The following is a 25399-nucleotide window of genomic DNA, read 5'->3' on the forward strand; positions in this document are numbered from 1 at the left end:
AAACATCGCTTTAATCCTTAAACGGTACCTTTAAGACGAGTCATATTAAATTCCTACACCGCTACGTATTTTCTGTGCAAGTTCATTTATTTTACGCAACCTGTGATTTATCCCTGATTTAGAGATTGGACCACCTGAAACTATTTCCCCAAGTTCCTTTAGACTAACTTCTGGATTTAAAACACGTGCATGCGCTACGCTCTGTAACTTAGGAGGTAGCTTATTTATACCGACTGTTTCTTCAATATACTGAATGCTTTCAATCTGTTTCTTAGCTGCATCAGCAATCTTATTCATATTAGCATTCTCACAGTTAACAATCCTGTTGACTGAGTTTCGCATATCGCGAATAATCCGTATATCTTCAAATTTCAACATTGCATTTGTTGCACCAATTAACGATAAAAAGTCGGCTATTTTCTCTGCTTCTTTTAGGTAAGTTATATAGCCGCTTCTTCTTTCAGTTTTGCGTGCATTTAAATGATAGCGATTAATCAATCGACAAATAACATCATTTTGTTCCTCATATAGGGAATAAATTTCAAGATGATAACGACTCTTCTCAGGATTGTTGACAGATCCTGTTGCTAAAAAAGCTCCTCGCAGATATGATCTCACTTTTGAATCATCATCTAAAAAATGTAGGGGGATACTATTTTTTATCTGCAAACCATCGAGAATATCCAGATCATTCAACACCATTTCACTGCCCTTTTTTAATCTTACAATATAAAGGTTGTTCTTTTTTAGTTTCATCTTGCGACGAACCAGCAGTTCGCTTTCAACTTCATAAAATTTCTTCAAAAGCGTATAAATTCTTCTGGCAATAGCGGGGTTTTCGGTTTGAATGTTTAAAATAAAATGGTGTTGTGCAATACTTAGTGACCCATTCATGCGAATAAGAGCCATTAATTCCGCTTTGGCATTTGCAAAATGAACATCAAGTGTTGTTAATTCTTTCTTTACTTCGCTTGCATAGGACACTGACACCCCTCCTCTACTTAGTTAAATTCATTATCTATCCATGACAAAGGACGGCTTGTCAGCCGCATCAGTTCGTCGACTACTTGGTTTCCGTTGTGAAATACTCCGCGGTTCCGCAACTCAAGAAAGTTATCTGAAATCACTCGACACCCCTCTTGACGCAGCCCATTAAAATCATGTTTAACTTGATAGAGATACTCTCCGTATTTCTGATGATCCATGTAGTTATCTGGAACAGGTTGCGTATTCACTAAAACAGTATCAATAATCTTTTGACCAAGATGATTATTGAGAACACGCACATGATCAGCATCAGAAAAATGTTCGGTCTCGCCTTTTTGTGTCATAATATTACAAATATAAATAACTTCAGCCTCAGTTTTACAGACAGCTTTACCAACATTCGAAATCATCAGATTTGGTAAAATGCTTGTAAAAAGGCTTCCTGGGCCTAGCACGATCTGATCCGCCTGCATAATAGCATCCACAACCTCTTTGACAGCATGCGGTTTCTTTTCTCCATCAACGCTGGTTACCCAAACACGTTTGATTGTCTTATCAGCAGCAGAAATTTCAGATTCACCAGCCAGTAAAGTCCCATCCGTAAACTCAGCATTTAAGATAAGCGGATCATTTGCGGCAGGGTAAACGTGACCATCGATCTTCATTAGTTGAGAAAGTTCCTGAACAGCATTAAAAATACCATCACCATTCATTTCTGACAATGCAGCAATTATCAAATTACCAATTGCATGTCCTGAAAAAAACTGGTCACTAGATTTAAATCGATACTGAAAAATGTTTTTATAAATTTCTGGTGTATTGGACAACGCCACCAAGACATTGCGAATATCTCCTGGCGGAACAACATTAATATAGTCGCGGATAACACCGGAAGACCCGCCGTCGTCTGCAACTGTGACAATCGCTGTTATATCTGCATTTTTTTTACGCAAAGCCCGCAGTATGACAGGCAGTCCTGTCCCGCCGCCAATAACGACTATATGGGGCCTTTGCCTTCGATTATTCGTTATGTTATTCATCATGATCGATTGATAGACTCCTTTCGCCGCTTGATATCCCGATGAGAAATTCTCACTGGGTAAATTGATGCCAAACTGTCACCTATTCTTTTAGCCAGTGCTACGGATCGATGCTGTCCCCCTGTACATCCAATCGCAATCGTGACACTCGACTTGCCTTCTTCTTTATACCCAGGAATCACATTGTTTAAAAGTGCGATAAATTGCTGATAAAAAGACTCTGTTTTGGCAGACTTCATTACGTAGTCATATACAGGTTTATCTAGTCCTGTTTCCTGCTTCAATTCTGGAATATAATATGGGTTCGGTAGAAATCTGACATCCATTACGATATCTGCATCAATTGGTAAACCATATTTAAAACCAAAGGACAAAACTTCAACATGAAAAGCTGTTGACTCGCTAGTTTCAAAGTTATGAAAAATCTCTTCTCGAAGCTGTCTTGGAGTTAATTTGCTTGTATCTACCACTAACTGTGCTTTAGCACGTATATCAGACAACAAATCACGTTCCAATTTAATTCCATCCATCAGCCGTCCTTCCATCGCTAAAGGATGAGAACGCCTTGTCTCCTTGTACCTGGCAACTAGTTCACCGTCAGAAGCATCAAGAAATAGGATCTTCGTGTCAATGAAATTATCACTGCCGAGATTATTTAACAATTCAATGATTTCATCGTAGAAAGCGCGGGAACGTAAATCAATTACCAATGCTACTTTATTAACCTTTCCAGATTCACGGACTAATTCCCAAAATTTTGGCAACAGAGTAGGTGGCATATTATCAATACAAAAATAACCTAAGTCCTCAAAACTTTGGACTGCCACAGTCTTACCGGCACCACTCATACCGGTAATAACGACCAATTTTAATGGTTCTTTCATTACAATTCCTCCAATTTATACCTTCTGAACATTATAACATACCGGGTGTTTCGAAATAGTTTTATCGTAAAATTTTTTGCAAAACAAAAACCAAAGCAAAATAGACCTGGACTCTGCTTTGGCTTTTGTTTTGCAGAATGATTAAAATATCATCAATAACAAAAACTACGGTTATTCAACTATCTTACGAACAAATGGATCTGAAGAGATACCTTCATTCAAAATCTTGTGACACCATTCTTTAGCTGAAAAAAGAGAATGATCACGATAATTGCCACAACTTTTAATATCAGTTCCTTGAACATCATCCCAAGTTGAATTCTCGATATCTTGCAATGCACCCTTCAAAGCTTTAGCAACTTCAACGATGTCATGTTCGCCCCATGTAATCAAATGAAATCCTGTCCGACAACCGAAAGGAGAACAATCAATTACACCATCCAAACGATCTCGCAGGTAACCAGCAAGCATGTGTTCAATTGTATGCAGCCCTGCAGTCGGAATTGCATTCTCGTTTGGCTGTACCAATCGCAAATCATAATTAGAGATCTTATCGCCTTTACGCCCTTCTTCTACCGTGATAAGGCGAACATACGGAGCTTTGACTGCCGTATGATCCAATGTAAAACTTTCAACTTTTGCCATTCACTATCCACTCCAATCTATATCATTACTCTAAGCACTTTGAAACAAAAAAGCAAGTCCTCAACGATGTGCTCGTTCACGATCCCGCACTAGTTCAGCATGTAAATATTTGCCAGTGTAACTCGCTGCAACATTTTCAACCTCTTCTGGTTTTCCAACAGCAACAACAGTTCCACCGCCGTCTCCACCTTCAGGTCCAAGATCTATCAAATGATCTGCAGTTTTTATAACATCCAAATTATGTTCAATTACCAGAACTGTATTTCCCTTATCAACAAGCCTTTGCAGAACATTTAATAAATTCTTGATATCATCAGTATGCAAGCCGGTAGTCGGTTCATCCAAGATGTAAAATGTTTTTCCATTAGATTTACGATGCAGCTCAGATGCTAATTTCATTCGCTGTGCTTCACCCCCAGACAATGTTGTTGCTGGTTGTCCTAATTTCACATATCCAAGCCCTACATCAACAATTGTTTGCAGTTTGCGTCTAATTTTGGGGATAGCAGAGAAAAATTCTAAAGCCTCTGAAACAGTCATATCTAAAATTTGCGCAATGTTTTTATCTTTGTATTGAATCTCCAGAGTCTCAGAGTTATACCGCGCTCCATGACAAACTTCACACGGTACATACACATCCGGCAGAAAATTCATTTCAATTTTTATTATCCCATCGCCTTTACATGCCTCACAACGCCCACCTTTAACATTAAAGCTAAACCGGCCTTTTCCATAACCACGCATTTTTGCAGCATTAGTTTGCGCAAATAGATCGCGCACATCATCAAATACACTTGTATAGGTGGCTGGATTACTTCGTGGTGTTCGCCCAATTGGACTCTGATCAATATCGATCACCTTTTCAAGGTTCTCAACACCCTCAATTCCTTCAAATTTTCCAGGTTTTTCCGAATTGCCATTCAATTTTTGCGCCAATGCTCGCTTCAAAATCATATTTACAAGTGTTGATTTCCCTGAACCAGAAACACCGGTCACTGCTATAAATTCACCTAAAGGGAAGTCAACATCAATTTTTTTTAGATTGTTTTCGGCTGCACTTTTAATACACAAATACTTTCCATTTCCAGGTCGCCGTTCTTCCGGTACAGCAATAAACTTCCGTCCTGATAAGTATTGCCCAGTAATAGATTTGCGCGAACGTGCTACCTGCTTGGGGGTCCCTGCTGCCATAACTTTTCCCCCATCGCTTCCAGCACCAGGACCAATATCTATTACATAATCTGCAGCACGCATCGTATCTTCATCATGCTCTACGACAATCAATGTGTTGCCTAAATCGCGCATTTTCTTAAGAGATGAGATCAAACGGTCATTATCTCTTTGATGTAGCCCGATTGAGGGTTCATCTAAGATATACAAAACCCCTGACAGATTAGAACCAATTTGTGTTGCTAAGCGGATTCGCTGCGCCTCACCTCCAGACAAAGTACGTGCGGAGCGGCTTAAAGTCAGATACTCCAAACCAACATTAATTAAAAAAGTCAATCGGTCTTTGATCTCCTTCAAAATTGGACGTGCAATTGCTGCGTCCTGTTCATTAAAAGTAATTTTTTCAAAAAAATGCAGTGCTTCTGCAATATTATCATCTGAAACTTCGCCAATATGTTTTTTATTAATCTTAACAGCCAATGCTTTTTGATTAAGGCGATAACCTTGGCAAGTTTGACATGTCAGACTCGTCATATATTTACGCATAACATCACGTGTAAAATCACTGTTTGTTTCATGATAACGCCGCTCGATATTCGGAATGACACCTTCAAACGGCACATCGACGTCCCGAACGCCGCCAAAATCATTTTCATAGTGGAAATGAAAAGTCTTAGACTCAGCACCATATAAAATCGTCTTTCGTTCTGAAGAAGTTAGCTTTGAAAAGGGTGTGTCCATATCGATCCCAAAAGCTGCACACATCTGCTCAAGCAAGCTTGGATAATACTTAGAACTTATTGGATTCCACGGCTCGATTGCCCCCTCATTCAATGTCTTATGGAGATCAGGAACTACCAGATCTTTATCTACCTCCAGTTTTACGCCCAAACCATCACAATCAGGACACGCTCCAAAAGGCGCATTAAAAGAAAATAAACGTGGTTCAAGTTCACCGATGGTAAATCCACAATAAGGGCATGCAAAGTTTTCTGAGAATTGCAATAGTTCTCCACCGATAATATCAACACTCGCATATCCTTCTGAAAGACGCAAAGCCGCTTCGAAAGAATCGAAAAGACGTGAGCGAACTCCCCTTTTAACAACAATTCTATCAACTACAACCTCAATTGAATGTTTTTTATTCTTATCTAGCTCCAGTTTATCCTCAATATCATAAATTTGACCGTCCACACGGACCCGAACAAAGCCTTCACGTTTTATCTTTTCAAAAATTTTTTTATGTTGCCCTTTTTTCTGGCGGATAATCGGTGACAAGATTTGAATTTTAGTTCTTTCTGGTAACTTTAAAGCTCGATCCACCATTTGTTCAGGAGATTGGCTGGTAATTTCATGCCCATCATTAGGACAGATCGGAGTCCCTACCCTAGCCCATAGTAAGCGAAGATAATCATTTATCTCAGTAACTGTTCCGACAGTCGACCGTGGGTTTTTGGAGGTCGTTTTCTGATCAATCGAAATTGCTGGCGAGAGACCATCAATTGAATCAACATCCGGTTTATCCATTTGTCCCAAGAATTGCCGCGCATATGCAGACAAACTTTCAACATATCTCCGCTGTCCTTCGGCATATAACGTATCAAAAGCTAAGGAACTCTTGCCAGAACCTGATAAACCTGTCATTACAACTAGCTTATTTTTAGGAATTGTAACATCAATATTTTTTAAATTATGCGCGCGAGCGCCATGGATCACGATCTTATTTTGTACCACTCTTCATTTCCTTCCTTCGTTGCAAGCTAAGCTCTATTCAATTTGCGCCTTCAGTTCCATAATCGTATCACGCAATGTTGCAGCTTCTTCAAAATCAAGCTTTTTCGCCGCAGCTCTCATTTGATCTTCTAATCTGCCAATCATTTCTTTTTGGTCATCGCGCTCCAAATCGTTAAATTCTAATTCTGTAAATGATTCTTTTTTTCTACCATTTTTAACAGGTTTGGTTATCGAAATTAAATCACGAACTTTTTTCTTGATAGTTTTTGGAACAATATGATGTTCTTTATTGTATCGTTCTTGAATACTACGACGACGTTTAGTTTCATCAATTGCAGCTTTCATTGAATCAGTAACCTTATCAGCATACATGATAACACGTCCATTCTCATTACGTGCAGCACGTCCAACTGTTTGGACAAGCGAACGCTCACTGCGTAAAAAGCCTTCCTTATCGGCATCAAGAATTGCAACTAATGATACCTCTGGCACATCGATTCCTTCTCGCAGCAGATTGATTCCTACGAGAACATCAAATTTTCCTAGACGCAAATCGCGCACGATTTTAGTTCTCTCCAATGTTTTGATATCTGAATGCAGATATTTAACCTTGATTCTCAGTTCTTTCAAATAATCAGTCAGATCTTCAGACATCTTTTTAGTAAGTGTTGTTATAAAAACACGTTCATTACGTTCAACACGTTTGTTAATTTCACCCACAAGATCATCCATTTGCCCCATAATCGGCCGAATTTCAATTATAGGATCCAGCAAACCTGTTGGTCGAATAATTTGTTGAACGATCTCATCTGTTTGGGCTTGTTCATAAGGTCCTGGAGTCGCAGACATATAAACTATTTGATTAATATGTTTTTCGAACTCACTTATTGTTAATGGCCTATTGTCGAGCGCACTTGGAAGGCGAAAACCATAATCAACCAACATCTGCTTACGTGCACGATCACCATTATACATCCCGCGAACCTGAGGCATCGTCACATGTGATTCATCAACAACAATTAAAAAATCTTTAGGGAAAAAGTCCAGTAAAGTGTAGGGAGGCTCGCCTTCTTTTCTACCATCCATATGACGGGAATAATTTTCTATTCCCGAACAGTAACCCATCTCTCTCAACATTTCAATATCGTAAGTTGTACGCTGTTCCAAACGCTGCGCCTCTAAAAGTTTGTTTCTATCTTTAAATTTCCCCAGCTGCTGTTCCAATTCGGATTGAATCCCCGCAACTGCCTTGTCCATAATATTATCATTAGTCATAAAATGTGTTGCTGGGAATATAGAAACATGACTGCGGTCGCCAATAATTTCCCCTGTCAATGAGTCAACTTCACGTATTCGATCAATTTCATCACCAAAAAATTCGATGCGTAAAGCTCGCTCATCACGTGAAGCAGGAAAAATCTCAACTATGTCACCATGTACGCGAAAACGTCCACGCTGAAAATCAATATCATTGCGTTCAAATTGAATATCAACTAGCTGACGCAGTAGCGTATCTCGATCTAACACTTGTCCGACTCTTAGTGAGAGTGTGTGTTCTTTGTATTCATGAGGATCTCCTAATCCAAAGATTGATGAAACAGATGCGACAACAATTACATCATTTCTTTCCAGTAAAGAACTCGTCGCTGAGTGCCGTAATTTATCTATCTCATCATTGATGCTTGAATCTTTCTCAATATAAGTATCGCTGGAAGGGACATACGCCTCAGGCTGATAATAGTCATAATAGCTGACAAAATACTCAACTGCATTATTGGGAAAAAACTCTTTAAATTCCCCATATAGCTGCCCAGCCAGAGTTTTATTATGAGCTAAAACAAGCGTCGGCTTATTCGCATTTTTTATCACATTTGAGATAGTGAATGTTTTTCCCGTCCCAGTTGCTCCTAGTAAAATCTGTTCCTTACGTCCGTTTTTCAAGCCCTCTGATAACTTTTTAATAGCCTGCGGCTGATCACCAGTTGGTTGATATGCTGAAACCAAATCAAAACGCCGATCTACTTGTCTCTCTATCATATTCTGGCCCCCGTGCTCTTTTTATAGTCACAAAAAGACCACGACAATTGACTGCCACGGCCTATTTACTCGCTCATTCATTTTAACACAGCGAACATACTTTCGCACGTTTCGTGTACGCTGCTAATAAGAGAACTCCTCAATCATCTTCAACCGTAAATCTTTAAGTTGACTTGTCCAATAAACATCATAAATGTCTGGATTTTTTAAACGCAAACAAGATGTTGGTAATTCAGCGATTGCTTTTTTTGAGAATGTTTGAATTTCCATTGTTTCAGGAGCTTGATAGATCAACTTACCTTCTTTAAAAACTTGTACCTGTAATGGCTTTAATTGCCATGAATGAAGCTGCTTAACATGTTGAGTTTTATTCGGATCAGAATTATAAATATTGCTGCTTTCTTTTACCGCTTCTGAATCCAAGCACATTAAGTCACCGCGTGCTCTTTTTTCCTCATCATATAGTCGATATAGCCTTTTAAAACCAGGAATAGTTGTTTTCTCAACTGTATTGCTCAATTTTATTTTAGGTGTTACTACACCTTTTTCTTGCGTGGCCACTAATTTATAAACACCGCTTAAAACTGGATCCGAGGATGCTGTAATTAATTTTTCACCAACACCAAAACTATCAATTGATGCTCCTTCTTCCAGAACATTTTGAATAACATCTTCATCCAGCGCATTGGAAACTGTGATTGTTGCGTTTTTGAAACCAGCTTTGTCAAGCATGTTACGTGCTTTCTGTGTTAATACAGTTATATCGCCCGAATCAATGCGTATTCCAAGATGATCATTTATTCCCATTTCTTTTAATTTCTTAAAAATTCGAATAGCATTAGGTACACCAGACTTCAGAACATCATAAGTATCAACCAGCAATAAACAATTGTGTGGATAGACCTTCATCCATGCTTCAAAAGCTGCACGTTCACTTGGAAACGATTGAATCCAACTATGTGCCATTGTTCCAAGTGGTTTTAATCCAAATAGCTTAGCACTTAAGACATTAGCCGTGCCTGAACAACCGCCAATAACGGCTGCTCTAGCGCCATAAGTAGCTGCATCCGCTCCTTGAGCGCGGCGTGAACCGAATTCCATAACAGGCCGATTCCGCGCAACCATACAGATTCGCCGTGCCTTTGTTGCGATCAATGATTCATGGTTGACAATATTCAACAACATTGTCTCTAGCAACTGTACCTGCGCTAAAGGCCCTCTTACAGTTACCAACGGCTCATTCGGAAAAACAGGAGTTCCTTCTTCAACTGACCATACATCACATTTAAAATCAAAGTTACCAAGATACTTTAGAAAAGCATCATCGAAAATATTCAAATCTTTCAAATATTCAATATCAGAGTTACTGAAATGAAGTTCATTTAGATACTTGATAACTTGTGCCAATCCTGCATAAACCACTAGTCCACCTTTATCAGGAATCTTGCGAAAATACAAGTCGAAATAACCAATTTTTTCCGGCTGTTCTCTAAAAAAGCCATTAGCCATTGTCAGCTCATACAAATCCAGTAGTAAAGACAAATTTCTCGTTTTCATCGATTTCCTCCAATAACATGCCCCTTTCTAAAAAGGGGTGTCAAGACATTAATTAGTTTAAAATTAAACCTGCATTTAACCTTTGTCAAGTCTTGTCATGGTATAAGAAACCCAGCTTATCCAGTCGAAGTTGAATTTTATTAAATGTCTCTTCGTCCTTGCAGCTAATATTATGCAAGTGAATTCCATTAGTCAGACTTGCAAGCAACCGATGGTTCTCATTTTTTACACGGCTCATGAAATCATTGATATCCGATTGAGTTGCTAGTCCTAATGTTCCAACAATTTGCCCATAAACGCTGTGTTCAATCAGCACATCAACAACTTCGCCACCCAAGGAAATGATGCCTTCCAGTTCTTCCCTTGTTTGATCAAATGTATGCTGGCACACAACAACACCATGGTACGATGTACTCTCTTCTTGATACTTATAACCGTTTACAGTTGATACAATTGGTTCTCCTTGAGCCCGTAAAAGCGCAATGTCGCCAACAATCGTCTGACGGCTAACACCATATTTTCGTGCTAATTGATTAGCACTAAGCAACTTTTGGTTATGCAACTCGTCTTTAATCGCTACTCTTCTCTGGATAGTATTCAATTTTTAACTTCCCTTCTTTCAGCATTTTCAAATACAAACAAAAAGAGGAAATGCGAACTTTAATTCGTTTTCCTCTTCTAAGCATAGACAGATCGACTACCACAACTAAATTACTTTTGAATAAATGCGTTAATTGCATCCTCAAAAGCTTGCCTTTTTTCAAAGGCTACAGTTTGTGAATCGGCCTGAGTTCCAATATAAAACTTGATCTTAGGCTCAGTTCCTGAAGGTCGAACGGCTATCCATGATCCGTCAGCTAACAAATATTTAAGCACATTTGATTTTGGCAGATCAATCTGACTTATTTTACCATTTTTGGCATGTTTTTCAGAATTTAAGAAATCTTCCATAGCCGAAACTTCAACGTTTGCAAAACTTTCAGGGGCGCGCTTACGGAACTTCGTCATCAAATCCTTGATTTCCTGTGCACCTTCAACACCATCAAAAGTCAGTGCAATTGTTTTTTCCGCAAAATACCCATATTTCTCGAACAAAGCTTGCAAGCCATCATACAAATTCTTTCCTTTTTCTTTATAATAAGCTGCTACTTCAGCCAACATCACGAGTGACTGAATAGCGTCTTTATCACGCACAAAAGGTCGAACTAAATAACCGTAGCTCTCTTCAAAGCCAAAAACAAAGGTATGTTCATTAGTTTCTTCAAAGTGTTTGATTTGTTCTGCGATAAATTTAAAGCCCGTCAAAACATTGATCATCTGTGTATCGTAATTCTTAGCAATTGCTGTCGCAAATTCACTTGATACAATTGATTTAACAACTGCTGCATTTTTAGGAAGTTTATTGTTTTTTTGACGTGCAGTCAAAATGTAATCCAGCATCAATGCAGCTATTTGATTTCCCGTTAGTAGTTGATATTCACCTGAAGGTTGTCGCACAGCCGCACCTAAACGATCAGCATCAGGATCAACAGCTATTAAAAGATCGGCATCTTCTTTTTTACCTAGAGCAATTGAAAGATCAAAAGCTGCTGGGTCTTCCGGATTAGGTTTCGTGACCGTTGAAAATTCAGGATCCGCCTTAGCTTGTTCTGGTACCATCGTGAAGTTAGCAAATCCAGCCTGTTTCAAGGCCTTCTCTCCAAGCATCGCACCTGTTCCGTGCAGCGGTGAAAAGATCAGCTTCATTGTTTTGCCTTCTTTTGCAACAAGTTGCTGATCAATCGTTACTTTCTTGACTTCAGCTAGGTAAGCTTTATCCACTTTTGCACCGATAATCTTCATTAAATCATTTTTACGAAGTTCCTCTTCATCAGCAACTTCTATACTAAACAAATCACTTGCTTGACGAACAAACTTTGTAATCATATTGGATTCTTCTGGTGGCATTTGTCCGCCATCTTCACCATATATTTTATAGCCGTTATATTGTTTAGGGTTATGGCTTGCTGTTATCATAATACCTGCGTATGTATGCAAATCACGCACAGTAAATGATAGTTCTGGAGTCGGCCGTAAGCTTTCAAAAACATAACTTGGTATTCCGTGTGCTCCAAGGACACGAGCTGCTTCATGTGCAAAATCTTTTGAATGATGACGTGAATCAAAACTAATCGCAACTCCACGTTTCCTAGTTTCATCATCCAGTGTATCCATGAATAATGCAAGCCCTTCAGTCGCCTGACGAACAGTATAAATGTTCATTCGATTAATTCCAGCACCAATTACACCACGCATACCTGCTGTCCCAAACTCCAAAGGTGCATAAAAAGCATCTTCGAGTCCTGTCTTATTATCCGCAAGCTCAATCAATTCTTGTCTCAACGAAGCCTCTAATCCTTGATAATCAGCCCATATTTTATATGTTTTTTCCCAGTTCACATGATCACTCCCAAAATTTTCTCTACCCACAGTATACTATAAATAAAACGTTTTTATTCAAAAAACAATAAAATTTTTATTAAACCCTCGCGCAGGTTCGGCAAGCCAGATTTTCGAGTGCCATTTAAATCTTCACTTGGCATTATTGTAAATCGGACAATTCCACCCCATAAAACATTTCCATGATATATCTGATTTAAGAATCTGGCAACAAAGAGAACGCAAAAAAGGTAGATGTTCATAGCTAAATTCGTAAATTTAACTAAAACATCTACCTTTGAAAATAGTTATAGAAACCGACTCATTGTCATACAGAGCCTTTGATTAACGTTTTCTACATATGTGAATTCTACCGCTAGTTTTCTAATCCTTCAATGATTCAATGTAGCTAAATACACCTTGCCCAGCGATGCTTCCATCGCCAACCGCTGTTGTGATTTGCCGCAACTCTTTTTTACGAACATCGCCAATTGCAAAGACTCCTGGGACTGCTGTCTCCATTTTTTCATTTGTTCTGATCCAACCATCTTCATCGGTAATTCCAAGTCCATTGAAAGGCTCACTCATGGGTTCCACTCCAACATAGATAAAAACTCCGTTGATGGGAAGCTTCTCATCTTGACCAGTTTTTTTATTATGTGTCTTCACACCAGTTACCTTTTGCCCATCACCTTCAATTTCAGTGACAATTGTGTCCCATACAAAATCTATTTTAGGATTAGCAAACGCACGGTCCTGAAGTATTTTTTGTGCCCTCAGTTCATTTCGCCGATGAATAACATCTACTTTTTTTACCAGTTGAGTTAAATAAGATCCCTCTTCAATAGCAGAGTCGCCACCCCCAACAACAATAACCTCACGATCGCGGAAAAAAGCACCATCACAAACTGCACAGTAAGACACACCACGTCCACCATACTCGTCTTCCCCTGGGACACCAAGCTTTTTATACTGCGAACCCGTAGCGATAATAAGAGCTTTTGCTGCATACTCATCACTATCAGTTTTAATTGTTTTCATATTGTTATCATTGACCGTTATTTTTTCAACATTCCCATACGCATACTCAGCATCGAACTGTGTCGAACTTTCGTACATTTCCTTCGCTAGATCAGGTCCAAGGATGGACTTAAAACCTGGGTAGTTTTCCACCTCAGCCGTGTTGTTCATCTGACCACCATAGATTCCACGATCCAACATTAAAACAGAAAGATTCGCACGGGAAGCGTACAGTGCAGCAGTCATTCCTCCTGGACCTGCACCTATAACAATCACGTCATATTCTTTCACCACTTGTGTAAAACCCTCTTTCAATCAATTATGTTTTTCAATGTTCTACATTATAACTTACTTTATGTAAGCAATCTAATTATTTGTTTTGTTCTGATTAAGAAAATGATTTTTCAGTATTAGTGTCATTCTGAACGACCTTCACGTTGCATTAAATCCGAGATAGCCTGCTTGATGTCCTTTTCTTCATATAATACTTGATAAATTGCAGTTGTAATAGGCATTTCAATTTTCTTTTGCGCCGCCAATTCATAAGCAGCCTTTGTTGTACTAAGCCCCTCAATTACCATTCCCATATTGGCAACAACATTTTTCAGAGTCTCACCTTGTCCTAACTGATCTCCAGCACGCCAATTGCGTGAATGAATACTTGTACAAGTAACAATCAGGTCGCCAACGCCCGACAAACCTATAAAGGTCAGCGGATCAGCGCCAAGCGAGATACCCAAACGAGCTATTTCGGCAAGTCCACGGGTCATCAAGGCTGCTTTAGCATCATCCCCGTATCCTAGTCCATGTAGTGCACCAGCTCCTAAAGCTATAATGTTCTTAAAAGCTGCACCAAGCTCAACGCCAACAATATCAGTATTCGTATAAACACGGAAATAATTATTCATAAACAGCCTCTGCACATTCTTAGCAGCTGTTGAATTCTCAGATGCAGCGGTCACCAAGGTTATGTCTTTTTTCGCAACTTCCTCGGCATGGCTCGGACCAGAAAGAGCAACAATTCCCTCACGATTTTCTTCAGGAATCTCTTCACTGATTATCTCTGATATTCTTTTATGTGTGCCTAGTTCCAAGCCCTTGCTTGCGTGAACAATTATCGGTTTGAGCTTTTTTTCTTTCAAGATAACTGCTGCATCAGCTGCAACTGACCGCATTGCCTTCGTTGGAACAGCAAATAAAACTGTTGTCGCATCCGCAAGGGTTTCTGACATGTCATTTGATGCATTTAGTCGCTGATCATAAGTAAAATCTGATAAATAATGGTGATTTGTATGCTGCTTATTCAATTCATCAACTTGTTCTTTTCTTCGTGACCATATACATACCTTGTTCCCGTTCATCACTAAAATATTGGCTAAAATACTACCCCACGATCCTGCTCCAATAACTGCTACTCTCTTACACATGAAAACCACTCCTAATCATTTATCAAACTTCGTTATCCCTTCAACATACCATGGTTCAAGCGGTTTCCAATAACGCCGTAAAATCCACACTGCGATTGCCCCGACAAAGAGAAACAGTGACAACCATTGCGAAACACGCAATGCCCCCAGCATTAAACTATCTGTTCGCATTTGCTCGATGAAGAATCTTCCGAAAGCATACCACAGAACATAACTAAAAAAGACCTCACCGCGTTTAAACAAATGTTCCCGCCGTCTAAGACAGAGTAAGAGGACAAAGCCAGCAAGATCCCAAATCGATTCGTACAAAAACGTTGGCTGGCGGTAGGCTCCTTGGATGTTCATCTGCTGGATAATAAATGATGGAATATACAGTTTCTGCAAGAATGCAAGCGAAGTCACAGCTCCATAAGCCTCTTGATTCATAAAGTTACCCCACCGACCGATACCTTGCGCCATAATTACTGTAGGAGCTATAACGTCTAGCATTAGCATAGGAGGGATCATACGCTTGCGACAAAACACGACTACTGTAATCAAAGCCCCTATGAGCGCCCCATAAATTGCTATTCCGCCATCCCAAATGCGATAAATTTCATTTAGATGCCTTGAATAATAGCTCCACTGAAAAATAACGTAGTAGGCTCGCGCAGAAACAATCGAAAACGGGAGAGCCCATAAAAGCATATCGTAGACATCATCTTCAATAATACCCCTTCTTTTTCCTTCTCTCACAGAAAAATAAACTGCCAGCACAACCGCACTGGCAATAATAATACCATACCAATGAACCTCAATCGGTCCCAAAGTAAATGCAATTGGGTTCAAAGCTCCCAGCAAAAAAGACTCCACTTACGTCACTCTTTCCTTAACATCAATTAGAATTATTTTTAATCAAACTATTTAAATTGTTTTCAAAAGCTTCAGTTGCATCATACCCCATTGTTCTAGCTCGATAATTCATCGCTGCTGCTTCAATAATAATCGCGAGATTCCGTCCGATTTTAACCGGAATAGTTATCTTAGGGATATCTACATCAAAAAGACGTACCTTCTGTTCTCCGCTGCCCAAACGATCAAACTGCTTGTCTGGACTCCAATTTTCTAAATGGACAATTAATGAAATATCAGTTTCAGCCCGTACAGCGCCCGCTCCAAAAAGATTCATGACATCAATTATTCCGATACCTCTTATCTCTAATAAATGATTTAAGATCTTAGGTGCCTCACCAACAATGGTCTGCTCATCTTTTTGATACACTTCTACGCGATCGTCAGCAATCAAACGATGACCTCGCTTAATCAAATCTAAAGCTGTTTCAGATTTTCCAACACCAGAATCTCCAGTTATTAGGACACCTAATCCATAGATGTCAACCAAAACACCATGCATCGATTTTCTCTCAGCCAACTGCGATTCCAAAAAGTCTGTCATCTTTGACAACACTCGCGTAGTTGAAAGTTTAGACCTTAAAACAGGGATACCATTCTCCTTAGCTGCTACTTCAAGTTCCTCTGGTACAGGCAGGTAGCGAGAAATCACAAAACATGGAGTTATCGGGTCTTCACAAAGTTTTTTCATAACTCGCGCACGTGCCTCTGCTTCCATCTTGCGTGCGTATGAAATTTCTGTCATCCCTAAGAGCTGTATCCGTTCTGCGGGGTAATAATCAAAATACCCTGTTAATTCCAGCCCTGGTCGAGAGATATCACTTGTTGTTATCACTTTTTGACTCAATATAGTTGCACCCGTGTAAACCGACATCCCCGCTGCTTTCGCCAAACTCTCTACATTTACATCATTGCTCAATTGATGACCCTCCCATTAAGTACTTGATTAATCCTGTATTCAACAAGATCTTATTAAAACCAATGTACTACTATTCTAACATTCTAAATCGTTTTCATCACCTAGATTGAGCTTCTATAATTTGTTATGACTAAATTAACTACACTCAATACGATCGCGATTAAAAAAGCAGCTCCAAAATTTGCAAACTTAAACGTGTCACCAATTAAAATAGAGGTTAACTCAAGCATAAAGGCGTTAATCACCAGATAGAAAAAACCCAGTGTCATAAAGGTAATCGGCAATGACAGTATTACGAAAAAGGGTTTTACGAACATGTTTAAAATTCCTAATACCGCAGCCGCAATGAAAGAAACCCAAATGCTCGAAACTTGAAAATACTGGGGAAAGAACCCAGCGGTTGCCATAAAAACCACTGCATTTATTACAGTGCGTTGCAAAAATGACATATTTTATTCCTCCATACATAATTGTTGTTATTTTTAATGAATATCTCGTTCATGTACATCCTTTATTATTCGTCTACCACTTGTAGAATGTTTGTTTTCATGTGTGTCGGATTCTCTATTATTCCCAAAAAAAGCAGTAAAATTTGAAAAGAAACTATCTTTTGGTGCCGGCATAACACCAATCAAGACAACATAAATACAAAAAGTCAAAAACTGAATATGCGGGATAAGCAACAAGATAATAAATAATCCACGTATAATCCAAGGATTGATTTTTAAATATTCTGCCAAACCAGCACATACCCCAGCTATAAGACGATCACGTGAGCGTCTGATTTTTCTATTTTTATCCATAAGTACCCCTCCTACGATCTGATGTCTAATATAGATTTTACCTTGTTGGTTTTTGTTACGCAAATTGCCTATCTCAATTGAGCATAATTTTAAAAAAAATAAATATTTTTCACCTTTCATCCTTATTGCTAGGATTCAATTCAATTATCTTACCTTTTTTAAGAAAAACAACCCATTCACAAACATTGGTAACATAGTCACCAATTCGTTCAAGATAAGTTGCGACAAGCGTATAATAAGAACCGCTAACAATTGTTTCAGGGTCATTTTGCATAAATTTAATACATTTTTTTCTGATACTCTCAAGTGCATCATCTAATTTCTGGTCGTCATCTGCAATCTGGTATGCATATTCTTCATCACTCTTGATGTATGCATCTAATACATTTTCAACCATTATACATGCCATCTGCCCCATTTTAGCGATTTCAACCTCAATCTCAGGAATTCGTTGAGTCCCCTTCATTTTAATCGTCGCACGTGAGATACTGACTGCATGGTCACCAATTCGTTCAATATCAGAACTGGCTTTCAGCACCGTGATTACATCACGCAAATCTGTCGTTACCGGTTGATACAATGCAATTAATTCAAGTGTCAGCTTCTCAAGCTCATTTTCACATTCATTGATTTTTTTGTCCCGTAAAATAACTTCGTGTGCCAATTCATTATCATGATCGGAAAATGCCTTAACAGAATGGGAAATAGCTTCGTTAACCATCATTCCCATTTCTGCAAAAAGAACATGCAGCTTATTTAGTTCTTTATCGAAAGTATCTCGCATGTTGCCGCCCCCAAAATCTGTTCAAAATATAAATTAATGACCACAGGAAAATCAACTAAGTTAATAAATATGATTGTATACTTTTAACTTGGAGCAAGCAAACTAATCACTGACCTACTCTAATTTCAAAAAGCCAATAATAGTTCTATCGCTGTTAATATACTGTTTTAGAAAAACTGCTTTGCCCACTTTACCTTCTCAGGTTATGAGATAAGTAATTATCTGTTTCTGACGATTGCGGATACGTAAAAACATCTTTTGTTCTCCCTTTTTCGACAATGATTCCCTTATCCAAAAAAACAGTATCATCAGAAATGCGTGCAGCCTGAGAAAGATTATGTGTCACCATAATTACTGTTATTTTCTTTTTCAATCCACGTAAAGTGTTCTCAACGGTGTTAGTTGCCACTGGATCGAGCAGGCTGGTTGCTTCATCTAGCAAGAGTACCTCTGGCTTCAATGCCAAGGCCCGTGCCAAGCATAACTGTTGTGCTTGGCTCTTAGAGAGTAAAAGCGCACTTTGGTCTATCCTATCTTTAACATCTTTCCACAAACCTGTTTTAATAAGACTCCACTTTATCGTTTGCCTTATTTCAAACTCGTCTTTTACGCCGTGGCACCTCAAAGCAAATGCAATATTATCATAGATCGACATTGCAAAAATATGTGCCTCTTGAAAAAGCATTCCAATGTGCGTCCTTAATTTATAAACATCCACACCCGTATCATTTATATCAATACCATGGTAAAGTATCTGACCTGTTATTGTAGCTTTTCGATCGTTCAATCTATTTAATGAATGAAGAAAAGTCGTTTTCCCAGCACCGGATGGTCCAATCAATGAAGTAACTGCATTTTTTTTAAAATCCATGCTAATTCCATGAACTACCTCGTGCTGACCATAAAAGATCTTTAGATCCTTAGTCACTATAATCTTTTCTTCAAATTGCTCATTTTTTTCCGTAATCATTGCATTCTCCATGGTGACCCTACCTTTGTTAAAACTTTATCTGTCTATCAGTTTCTCTTGTTTTTTTTATTAATGCTGTAGCGCGCAATCAAGTCGAAAAACAATACCATGGATAGCAAAACTGCTGCTGAGCCAGCCGATATTTTCCCAGAATCAGGAACTGTCCCTTCGGTGTTGATTTTCCAAATATGTACAGCCACCGTTTCAGCTGGTCTTAACGGACATAAGGGACTAGTTATACTTAATGGGTTCCAATTGCTAAAATCGACAATTGATGCACTTTGACCAGCTGTATATATCAAAGCGGCCGTCTCTCCCAATATTCTTCCTGTGCTTAAAATAATACCTGTGATTATTTCTGGAAATGCTTCAGGTACAATAATATTTTTCACGACTTCCCAACGCGACACCCCTAAAGCCAAACCTGCAAACATCTGATTATCAGAGATATTTTGGATTGCATTTTCAGTTGAACGCGTTAGCAAAGGTAGATTAAAAAATGCTAATGTTAACCCACCAGCTAAAATCGAAAAACCCAAACGAAACTTGATAACAAAAAGAAGAAAACCGAATAAACCGATAACGATTGAAGGAAGTGAACTTAAAACTTCAAGTGAATTTCTGATTAAATCAGTCATCCAATTATTCGGTGCATACTCAGCTAGCCAAATGCCTGCACCGAATGAAAGTGGGAGTGAAATCAGTAGCGTGATTACCGTTAAGTAGATTGAATTGAACAACTGAATACCTATTCCTCCACCCGCGTAAATATAATCAGAACTGGACGTCAGAAAATGCCAAGAAATATATGGTATTCCTCCCAACATAATGTAGCCTAACAACCCGCAAAGAAGGAGAACCACAAGGAATACGATTATGTATAATACAATTTTAAATATCTTATCTGCAATCTGTGGCTTAAATTTGTTATTCATTAATTTAGGTCCTCTTCCTCATTGCAAAGTGCGCAATCAAATTAAATAGCAAAGATATCAATAACAGCAGCAGTGCCAGAGACCATAGTGCATCATTTTCAACTGAACCCCTGACTGAATCCCCCATTCCAATCGTTATAACACTAGTCAGTGTAGCTGCCGGGCTCATTAAATGAGTTGGGATCAGCGTGGCATTTCCAATCACCATTTGAATTGCGACTGCTTCTCCAAAAGCCTGCGACATTCCAAACAAAATTGCAACAGCAACTTGCGGCCTTGCAATCGGCAAAACAACCTTATGCAAAGTTTGCCACTGAGTTGCTCCCAGCGCACGGGATGTGTACCGATATGCTTCGGGAACTCCTTTAAGAGCATCAACACACAAAGTTGAAATAGTTGGCAGAATCATTATTGCAAGAATGATCGCTCCAGAAAGTAAACCAAAACCGGTCCCCCCCATAGTGGATCGTAGTAAGGGAACAATAACTGATATTCCAACAAAACCATACACAACTGCTGGAATACCTATCAGCATTTCAATCGCAAGGCGTAAATATTTTTTACTTTTAGAAGACTTAATTTCAGAAATAAAAATAGCTGTTCCAAAAGAGAACGGAAAAGCTAACAACACGGCCAGAATAGTAACCGTTATCGAGCCAATCATCATAGATAATGCTCCAAATTTGTCATTGTTTGGATCCCATCTTACCCCACTAAGGAACGATAATGGTGACACTTTATCTTTTAAAAACAGGAGCAGACCTTTATACGTTATAAAAAATATCAAGGCAACTATAATCAATACACTTATTCCTATGCAAAAAAAAGTCAAATATTGCCCTTTTTTTTCTCTTCTGCTAGCTGTAGAACTTTTTTTAAGGTCTATTTGTATCGGATCTAGCAATATTTTTGTGACTCCCTTCCGAACTACTTAGTGTTCCATTATCAGAACGTTTAATACTCATGGAAGAAACTGGAATATAGCCTAGCTTAGGAATAATTTTTTGTTGAACATAGTCAGACATCATGTAGTTCAAAAAAGAACGCGTGTTTTTGTCATTTTTTTTAAGAGTATACATATGTTCATAGGCCCAAATCTTCCATTTGTTACTTTTAACATTCTGCATTGAAGGTTTTACTCCGTCAATGCTTAATGGCTGAATTTTTTTATTAATATATGGAAAAGCGATATAAGAAATTGCGCCTGGAGTCGCCCCCACGATTTTGCATACAGTACCACTTGAACTTTGTTCTTGGGCGACCATACTGCTATGTCCGGCGAGACCCCATTTTTCAAAATTATTTCGTGTTCCACTTCCAATCGAACGGTTAATAACAGTAATTTTTAAATCTTCCCCGCCTAATTGACGCCAATTTACAATTTTACCAGTAAAAATAGCAACTAATTGCCTCTGAGAAACATTTTTCACTCCAGCCTTTGGATTAACAATGGGAGTAATGCCTGTAACCGCAATTAAATGATCTCTCAATCTAGATGCGTTAATCCCCTTCTTTTCAGAAGCAAATAGATCTGAATTTCCAATATCAATTGCGCCTTCTTGCACCTGGCTCACACCCGTTCCTGATCCTCCCCCTTGAACATTAATAACTGTTCCTGGGTGCCGCAGATTATAACCTTTTGCAGCCATTTCAACTATTGGTTGAAATGCTGTTGATCCTGCTAATGTGAGCGAATTTCTTTCCAAAGGTCTACAAGCTGTTAAAAAAGTCACTGTCATCAGTATTAAACAGCTCAATTTAAATTTTCTATTGAACATACTCCCCTACCTAACTCAGATTATCTTTCATTTCTAATGGAAACGTAACTGCAAATCTAGAGCCAACTCCCACTTGGCTTTTGACCTCAATTTTACCGGACAAAGCTTTCACATACTCTTTTACAACCGCTAAACCTAGCCCTGTTCCACCATTTTGTCTTGAACGTGAAGTATCAATTCGATAAAAGCGCTCAAATATCCTCTCTTGCTCATCTTTAGGAATTCCGTACCCAGTATCCTGTATACTCAAGCACCAATCTTTTTCCCTGACTTCGCCACTAATCCAAAGTTTGCCCGCTGTTTTATTGTACTTGATTCCATTTTGAATAAGGTTATTAACAACGTGTTGCAACTTATTTTTATCAACATTTATTTGACAATCAGCAGGTATTTGAAGATCCACTTCAATCTGCTTTTTTTCAAGTTCCGGTTTAAATGTCCTTAAGATGTCGGTAATAAAAGCATGCAGATTAAGCATTGAGAGATTGAGTTGCGGTTTGGAATCTATTCTGGCAAGTGAAAGTATATCCTCCACTAATTCAGTCAATTTCAGACTTTCCTGATATACGATTTTTAGGAATTCCTCACGAGTTTGCTTATCATCCATTGCCCCTTGCAGCAACGTCTCGGTAAAACCCGTGATTGCAGTTATAGGGGTTTTCAACTCATGACTAACATTACCGACAAAATCCATCTGCATCCGTTCAATTTCTTTTAGTTCTGTAATATCATACAGAAGAGCCATCACTAAAAAATGATGCGAATTGATTGGAACATAAACAACATGGGCATCTACATTTTTATTAGTCGCTTCAATCTTTATTTCCTGATGTTGATCCTGATGAGTTTGAAATGTTTCCTCAATCAACCGACTTAGTTCATATGTTCTGACCTCATTAACGTAAAGCTGACCTTTTACGTTCATCTCACGACCCATCAATTCACTCATCGCGTGATTACCTAAATATATTTTCTGGTCTTGATCAAGTACCATTACTCCAATTGTTAAATACTCCATTAATGAGAAGTATCCTCTTTGCTGCGTTAAAAAATCTTTGGAGATATCACGTTGCATACTTTGAACACCATTAATCGCACGCGCCAATTCATAGTAGGGATCACTGGGTTCGAGCAGCAAGTGTCCAGGTTCTTCACCTTCAATAACTGCACGTAGTTTTGAGCTCAGCATATCAATTTCTTTTTTGTGCTGATGATAAGCCACTAAGCGAACCGCTGTTGAAACGAAGGCCAGAAGTACTGCAGTCAGCAACAGAACTATGAATCTATTATTTTCCCAGAAAACATTGCTAGATCCTCGATGCCATCCATTAGAGGAAAAAGAGACCAGCATCAAACACGCAAAACTTATTAGAAAATTTATTGAAAAGAATTTAAAAGTCTTTATTTTCTCCACCTTCAAATCGATAGCCAAAGCCCCTAACCGTCTCAATATACTTCGGATTCTTTGGATCCTTTTCAATCTTCTCCCGTAAATGACTGACATGCATATCTACCATCCGTGTTTGACCAACATAATCATATCCCCAAACGCCATTTAATAGTTTCTCCCTACTCAATACGCGATGCTGGCGTTTTATGAAATAAGCAAGCAGCTCGAATTCTTTAGGCGTTAATTTTATTTTATTCTTGTTTTTTTCGACTGTATAATTTGTTAGATCAACTAATATATCATCAAAGCTGAAACGTTCATCTTCATCATCCAACTTATTATCTTCCTGTTCATGACTTACTTCGTCAGTCCTTCTCCCAATAGCTTTAATTCTTGCTAAAACTTCTCTAGGAGAAAAAGGTTTAGTCAAATAATCATCTGCACCCAATTCTAATCCTATGACTTTGTCGTATTCTTCTCCCTTAGCCGTCAGTATCATGATAGGCGTTTTGACTTTTTCTTGCCTTAAACGACGTGTAACTTCTAGACCATCCATTTGAGGCAGCATTAAATCCAATAAAATAAAATCATACGTTTTTGTTATTCCTTTCTTTAAAGCAGTACCACCATCCATCGCTGTTTCAACTTGATACCCAGCTTTTTCAAGGTTATATTTCAGTAACGTCACAATTGCAGCTTCATCATCCACCACTAAAACTTTCTTCACAAGTAGTCCCCCCAAAAAAATTAATGGAATATAATCAACCCAATCTCATGCGGTGAATCTGCAAAAATAGCACTTTCTGCTAATTTCAGATCTCCTCCATAAGTTCGTACTCTAAAACGACAATAAGTTGAATCTCTTTTTAATGCTTTATATAGCCCTTCTTCATTTGTAACATTGATACCATTGCAAGAAATAATGATATCTCCTGCCTTTAAATTCATTTTAGCGGCTGGAGTATGGGGCTGAACAGCAATCACCCGTACACCATTCTTCGTCTCTGCATACCAGCGACCCTCGCGCCGATCCTTTTGCACACGCATAACTGTCTGGACGCCTAATAAAAAAGTCATTAGCAGTAGCCCAGCAATAGTCAACTTAGGCAAAAAAGCAGAGATAATAACAAAGATTGCACTATAAACCATCCAGAAAAGGGACTGCTTACGAATTTTTCTTACAGCTGTTGCCAAGGGCTGACGCCAAAAACTGACCGCACCGGTAACCCAAAAGGGTAAAATGAAAAGTCCAAATTTCTGACCATTAATTGAAAAAAGCGGCCAAAAGCCAAGCATACTATGAAACAAGTCCCCGGGAACCAAGATTAACAAGGGAACTAGTACTGATTCTCGCCAGTTATATCTAACAAGTCTCCGTCCTCGTTTGCCATTATGGATGCTGGGCATAAGTGAAAATTGATCAACACTTTGAAGTATTAGATATCTGAATAGGAAAAAAAGCGTACATAAAACAAAAATTGAAACGCCACTGGCATAAAAAAAGTGTTCATTAATCTTGATTAAACCGAGAATTGTCTGTTCTCCAAGATAAGTTTGATTTAGTAACCACAAAAGAGGCAAAGCCATTGTCAAGCAAAGAACCCCAGTGTCAGTAAAAAGATAAAGCAACAATCCAAAACAGATCAAAATCTCATACACTATAATCCACTGCACCGGAAGCATCGTGCCCAAAAGAAACGCAATCACCGAGCCTATTATGCAAAAGAAGAAGCCGTTTTTTATAAGGTGCCTTCCTTCATAGAAATCATGATTAATTGCTATTCGAAAATTCAATCGTTCATTTTTTATCCGTTTCTGATATGCGATACATGTGATCAAAATACATATCCACAAAGCAGGCTGCATAAAAAGATGCAAGAATAATTTAAAAACCCACATTTAAGTTTCATCCTCCTAAGGTAATGCTTATTCACAGTATAGCAATTTATATCTTTAAGCACAAAATTCTCACAATTGAATTAAAAAAATACCATTACCTACGTGAGATAA

Annotated in this window: 23 protein-coding genes; all 23 read right to left on the minus strand. The window is 38.5% G+C overall.

All coding sequences use genetic code 11. From position 1 onward, the window contains the following. Positions 1–45: 45 nt before the first annotated feature. Positions 46–984, minus strand: coding sequence for a DNA-binding protein WhiA (whiA, locus tag FC19_RS07195; protein WP_057876313.1), 939 nt, complete (start codon positions 982–984; stop codon positions 46–48). Between the two features lie 17 nt (positions 985–1001). Then, entirely contained in the window at positions 1002–2027 is a 1026-nt protein-coding gene (locus FC19_RS07200) for a gluconeogenesis factor YvcK family protein (RefSeq protein ID WP_057876433.1), read from the minus strand. After that, positions 2027–2911 (minus strand): RNase adapter RapZ, encoded by an 885-nt coding sequence (gene rapZ, locus FC19_RS07205; RefSeq protein ID WP_057876314.1) that lies wholly within the window; start codon positions 2909–2911, stop codon positions 2027–2029. Before rapZ ends, FC19_RS07200 begins: the two co-directional genes overlap by 1 nt. Before the next feature lie 171 nt (positions 2912–3082). Beyond that, entirely contained in the window at positions 3083–3556 is a 474-nt protein-coding gene (locus tag FC19_RS07210) for an S-ribosylhomocysteine lyase (RefSeq protein ID WP_057876315.1), read from the minus strand. Between the two features lie 60 nt (positions 3557–3616). Then, complete coding sequence (gene uvrA / locus FC19_RS07215; protein ID WP_057876316.1) at positions 3617–6460, minus strand: excinuclease ABC subunit UvrA; 2844 nt, start codon at positions 6458–6460, stop codon at positions 3617–3619. A gap of 33 nt (positions 6461–6493) precedes the next feature. Beyond that, positions 6494–8497 carry an excinuclease ABC subunit UvrB gene (gene uvrB / locus FC19_RS07220; protein WP_057876317.1) on the minus strand — a complete coding sequence of 668 codons (2004 nt, stop codon included), beginning with the start codon at positions 8495–8497 and terminating at the stop codon, positions 6494–6496. A 123-nt stretch (positions 8498–8620) separates the two neighbouring features. Next, the gene (locus FC19_RS07225) at positions 8621–10054 is read right to left on the minus strand and encodes a nicotinate phosphoribosyltransferase (protein ID WP_057876318.1); all 1434 of its coding nucleotides are present in this window, start codon (positions 10052–10054) and stop codon (positions 8621–8623) included. Positions 10055–10139: 85 nt separating this feature from the next. Further along, entirely contained in the window at positions 10140–10655 is a 516-nt protein-coding gene (locus tag FC19_RS07230) for a transcription repressor NadR (RefSeq protein ID WP_083488400.1), read from the minus strand. 110 nt (positions 10656–10765) lie between these two features. Continuing rightward, complete coding sequence (locus tag FC19_RS07235) at positions 10766–12493, minus strand: phospho-sugar mutase (RefSeq protein WP_057876319.1); 1728 nt, start codon at positions 12491–12493, stop codon at positions 10766–10768. A 363-nt stretch (positions 12494–12856) separates the two neighbouring features. Next, positions 12857–13786: a thioredoxin-disulfide reductase gene (gene trxB / locus FC19_RS07240; protein ID WP_057876320.1), complete on the minus strand. Its 930-nt coding sequence runs from the start codon at positions 13784–13786 to the stop codon at positions 12857–12859. A gap of 122 nt (positions 13787–13908) precedes the next feature. Beyond that, positions 13909–14919 (minus strand): NAD(P)H-dependent glycerol-3-phosphate dehydrogenase, encoded by a 1011-nt coding sequence (locus tag FC19_RS07245; RefSeq protein ID WP_057876321.1) that lies wholly within the window; start codon positions 14917–14919, stop codon positions 13909–13911. A 15-nt stretch (positions 14920–14934) separates the two neighbouring features. Continuing rightward, complete coding sequence (gene lgt, locus FC19_RS07250) at positions 14935–15771, minus strand: prolipoprotein diacylglyceryl transferase (RefSeq protein WP_057876322.1); 837 nt, start codon at positions 15769–15771, stop codon at positions 14935–14937. A gap of 22 nt (positions 15772–15793) precedes the next feature. Continuing rightward, on the minus strand, positions 15794–16684 hold the full coding sequence (hprK, locus tag FC19_RS07255) for an HPr(Ser) kinase/phosphatase (RefSeq protein ID WP_235809349.1): 891 nt from the start codon (positions 16682–16684) through the stop codon (positions 15794–15796). Between the two features lie 146 nt (positions 16685–16830). Further along, a complete protein-coding gene (locus FC19_RS07260) occupies positions 16831–17178 on the minus strand; it encodes a phage holin family protein (RefSeq protein ID WP_057876324.1) in 348 nt (115 codons plus the stop codon). Between the two features lie 33 nt (positions 17179–17211). Then, on the minus strand, positions 17212–17532 hold the full coding sequence (locus FC19_RS07265; RefSeq protein ID WP_057876325.1) for a PspC domain-containing protein: 321 nt from the start codon (positions 17530–17532) through the stop codon (positions 17212–17214). A gap of 109 nt (positions 17533–17641) precedes the next feature. Continuing rightward, positions 17642–18316, minus strand: a complete 675-nt coding sequence (gene phoU / locus FC19_RS07270; protein ID WP_057876326.1) for a phosphate signaling complex protein PhoU — start codon at positions 18314–18316, stop codon at positions 17642–17644. Between the two features lie 190 nt (positions 18317–18506). Then, positions 18507–19286, minus strand: a complete 780-nt coding sequence (locus FC19_RS07275) for a phosphate ABC transporter ATP-binding protein (RefSeq protein WP_235809342.1) — start codon at positions 19284–19286, stop codon at positions 18507–18509. Between the two features lie 47 nt (positions 19287–19333). Next, positions 19334–20221: a phosphate ABC transporter permease PstA gene (pstA, locus tag FC19_RS07280; protein WP_057876328.1), complete on the minus strand. Its 888-nt coding sequence runs from the start codon at positions 20219–20221 to the stop codon at positions 19334–19336. 4 nt (positions 20222–20225) lie between these two features. Further along, positions 20226–21125, minus strand: a complete 900-nt coding sequence (pstC, locus tag FC19_RS07285; protein WP_057876329.1) for a phosphate ABC transporter permease subunit PstC — start codon at positions 21123–21125, stop codon at positions 20226–20228. After that, positions 21097–21999: a phosphate ABC transporter substrate-binding protein gene (locus FC19_RS07290; protein ID WP_057876330.1), complete on the minus strand. Its 903-nt coding sequence runs from the start codon at positions 21997–21999 to the stop codon at positions 21097–21099. Before FC19_RS07290 ends, pstC begins: the two co-directional genes overlap by 29 nt. 10 nt (positions 22000–22009) lie before the next feature. After that, positions 22010–23350, minus strand: a complete 1341-nt coding sequence (pnpS, locus tag FC19_RS07295) for a two-component system histidine kinase PnpS (RefSeq protein WP_235809344.1) — start codon at positions 23348–23350, stop codon at positions 22010–22012. Positions 23351–23390: 40 nt separating this feature from the next. Next, positions 23391–24116: a response regulator transcription factor gene (locus FC19_RS07300; RefSeq protein WP_057876332.1), complete on the minus strand. Its 726-nt coding sequence runs from the start codon at positions 24114–24116 to the stop codon at positions 23391–23393. A 20-nt stretch (positions 24117–24136) separates the two neighbouring features. Beyond that, complete coding sequence (locus tag FC19_RS07305; protein WP_057876333.1) at positions 24137–25288, minus strand: PDZ domain-containing protein; 1152 nt, start codon at positions 25286–25288, stop codon at positions 24137–24139. Positions 25289–25399: the final 111 nt, after the last annotated feature.

Source organism: Liquorilactobacillus aquaticus DSM 21051 (genome assembly GCF_001436755.1).
GTDB classification, from domain to species: Bacteria; Bacillota; Bacilli; order Lactobacillales; family Lactobacillaceae; genus Liquorilactobacillus; species Liquorilactobacillus aquaticus.

Excerpts from the sequence above, each read along its gene's own strand:
- FC19_RS07200 (WP_057876433.1), bottom strand. The coding sequence starts at position 2,027 with ATGAATAACATAACGAATAATCGAAGGCAAAGGCCCCATATAGTCGTT.
- rapZ (WP_057876314.1), bottom strand. The coding sequence starts at position 2,911 with ATGAAAGAACCATTAAAATTGGTCGTTATTACCGGTATGAGTGGTGCC.
- FC19_RS07210 (WP_057876315.1), bottom strand. The coding sequence starts at position 3,556 with ATGGCAAAAGTTGAAAGTTTTACATTGGATCATACGGCAGTCAAAGCT.
- uvrB (WP_057876317.1), bottom strand. The coding sequence starts at position 8,497 with ATGATAGAGAGACAAGTAGATCGGCGTTTTGATTTGGTTTCAGCATAT.
- FC19_RS07225 (WP_057876318.1), bottom strand. The coding sequence starts at position 10,054 with ATGAAAACGAGAAATTTGTCTTTACTACTGGATTTGTATGAGCTGACA.
- FC19_RS07245 (WP_057876321.1), bottom strand. The coding sequence starts at position 14,919 with ATGTGTAAGAGAGTAGCAGTTATTGGAGCAGGATCGTGGGGTAGTATT.
- hprK (WP_235809349.1), bottom strand. The coding sequence starts at position 16,684 with ATGTCGGTTTACACGGGTGCAACTATATTGAGTCAAAAAGTGATAACA.
- FC19_RS07260 (WP_057876324.1), bottom strand. The coding sequence starts at position 17,178 with ATGTCATTTTTGCAACGCACTGTAATAAATGCAGTGGTTTTTATGGCA.
- FC19_RS07265 (WP_057876325.1), bottom strand. The coding sequence starts at position 17,532 with ATGGATAAAAATAGAAAAATCAGACGCTCACGTGATCGTCTTATAGCT.
- phoU (WP_057876326.1), bottom strand. The coding sequence starts at position 18,316 with ATGCGAGATACTTTCGATAAAGAACTAAATAAGCTGCATGTTCTTTTT.
- FC19_RS07275 (WP_235809342.1), bottom strand. The coding sequence starts at position 19,286 with ATGATTACGGAAAAAAATGAGCAATTTGAAGAAAAGATTATAGTGACT.
- pstA (WP_057876328.1), bottom strand. The coding sequence starts at position 20,221 with ATGAATAACAAATTTAAGCCACAGATTGCAGATAAGATATTTAAAATT.
- FC19_RS07290 (WP_057876330.1), bottom strand. The coding sequence starts at position 21,999 with ATGTTCAATAGAAAATTTAAATTGAGCTGTTTAATACTGATGACAGTG.
- pnpS (WP_235809344.1), bottom strand. The coding sequence starts at position 23,350 with ATGCTGGTCTCTTTTTCCTCTAATGGATGGCATCGAGGATCTAGCAAT.
- FC19_RS07305 (WP_057876333.1), bottom strand. The coding sequence starts at position 25,288 with ATGTGGGTTTTTAAATTATTCTTGCATCTTTTTATGCAGCCTGCTTTG.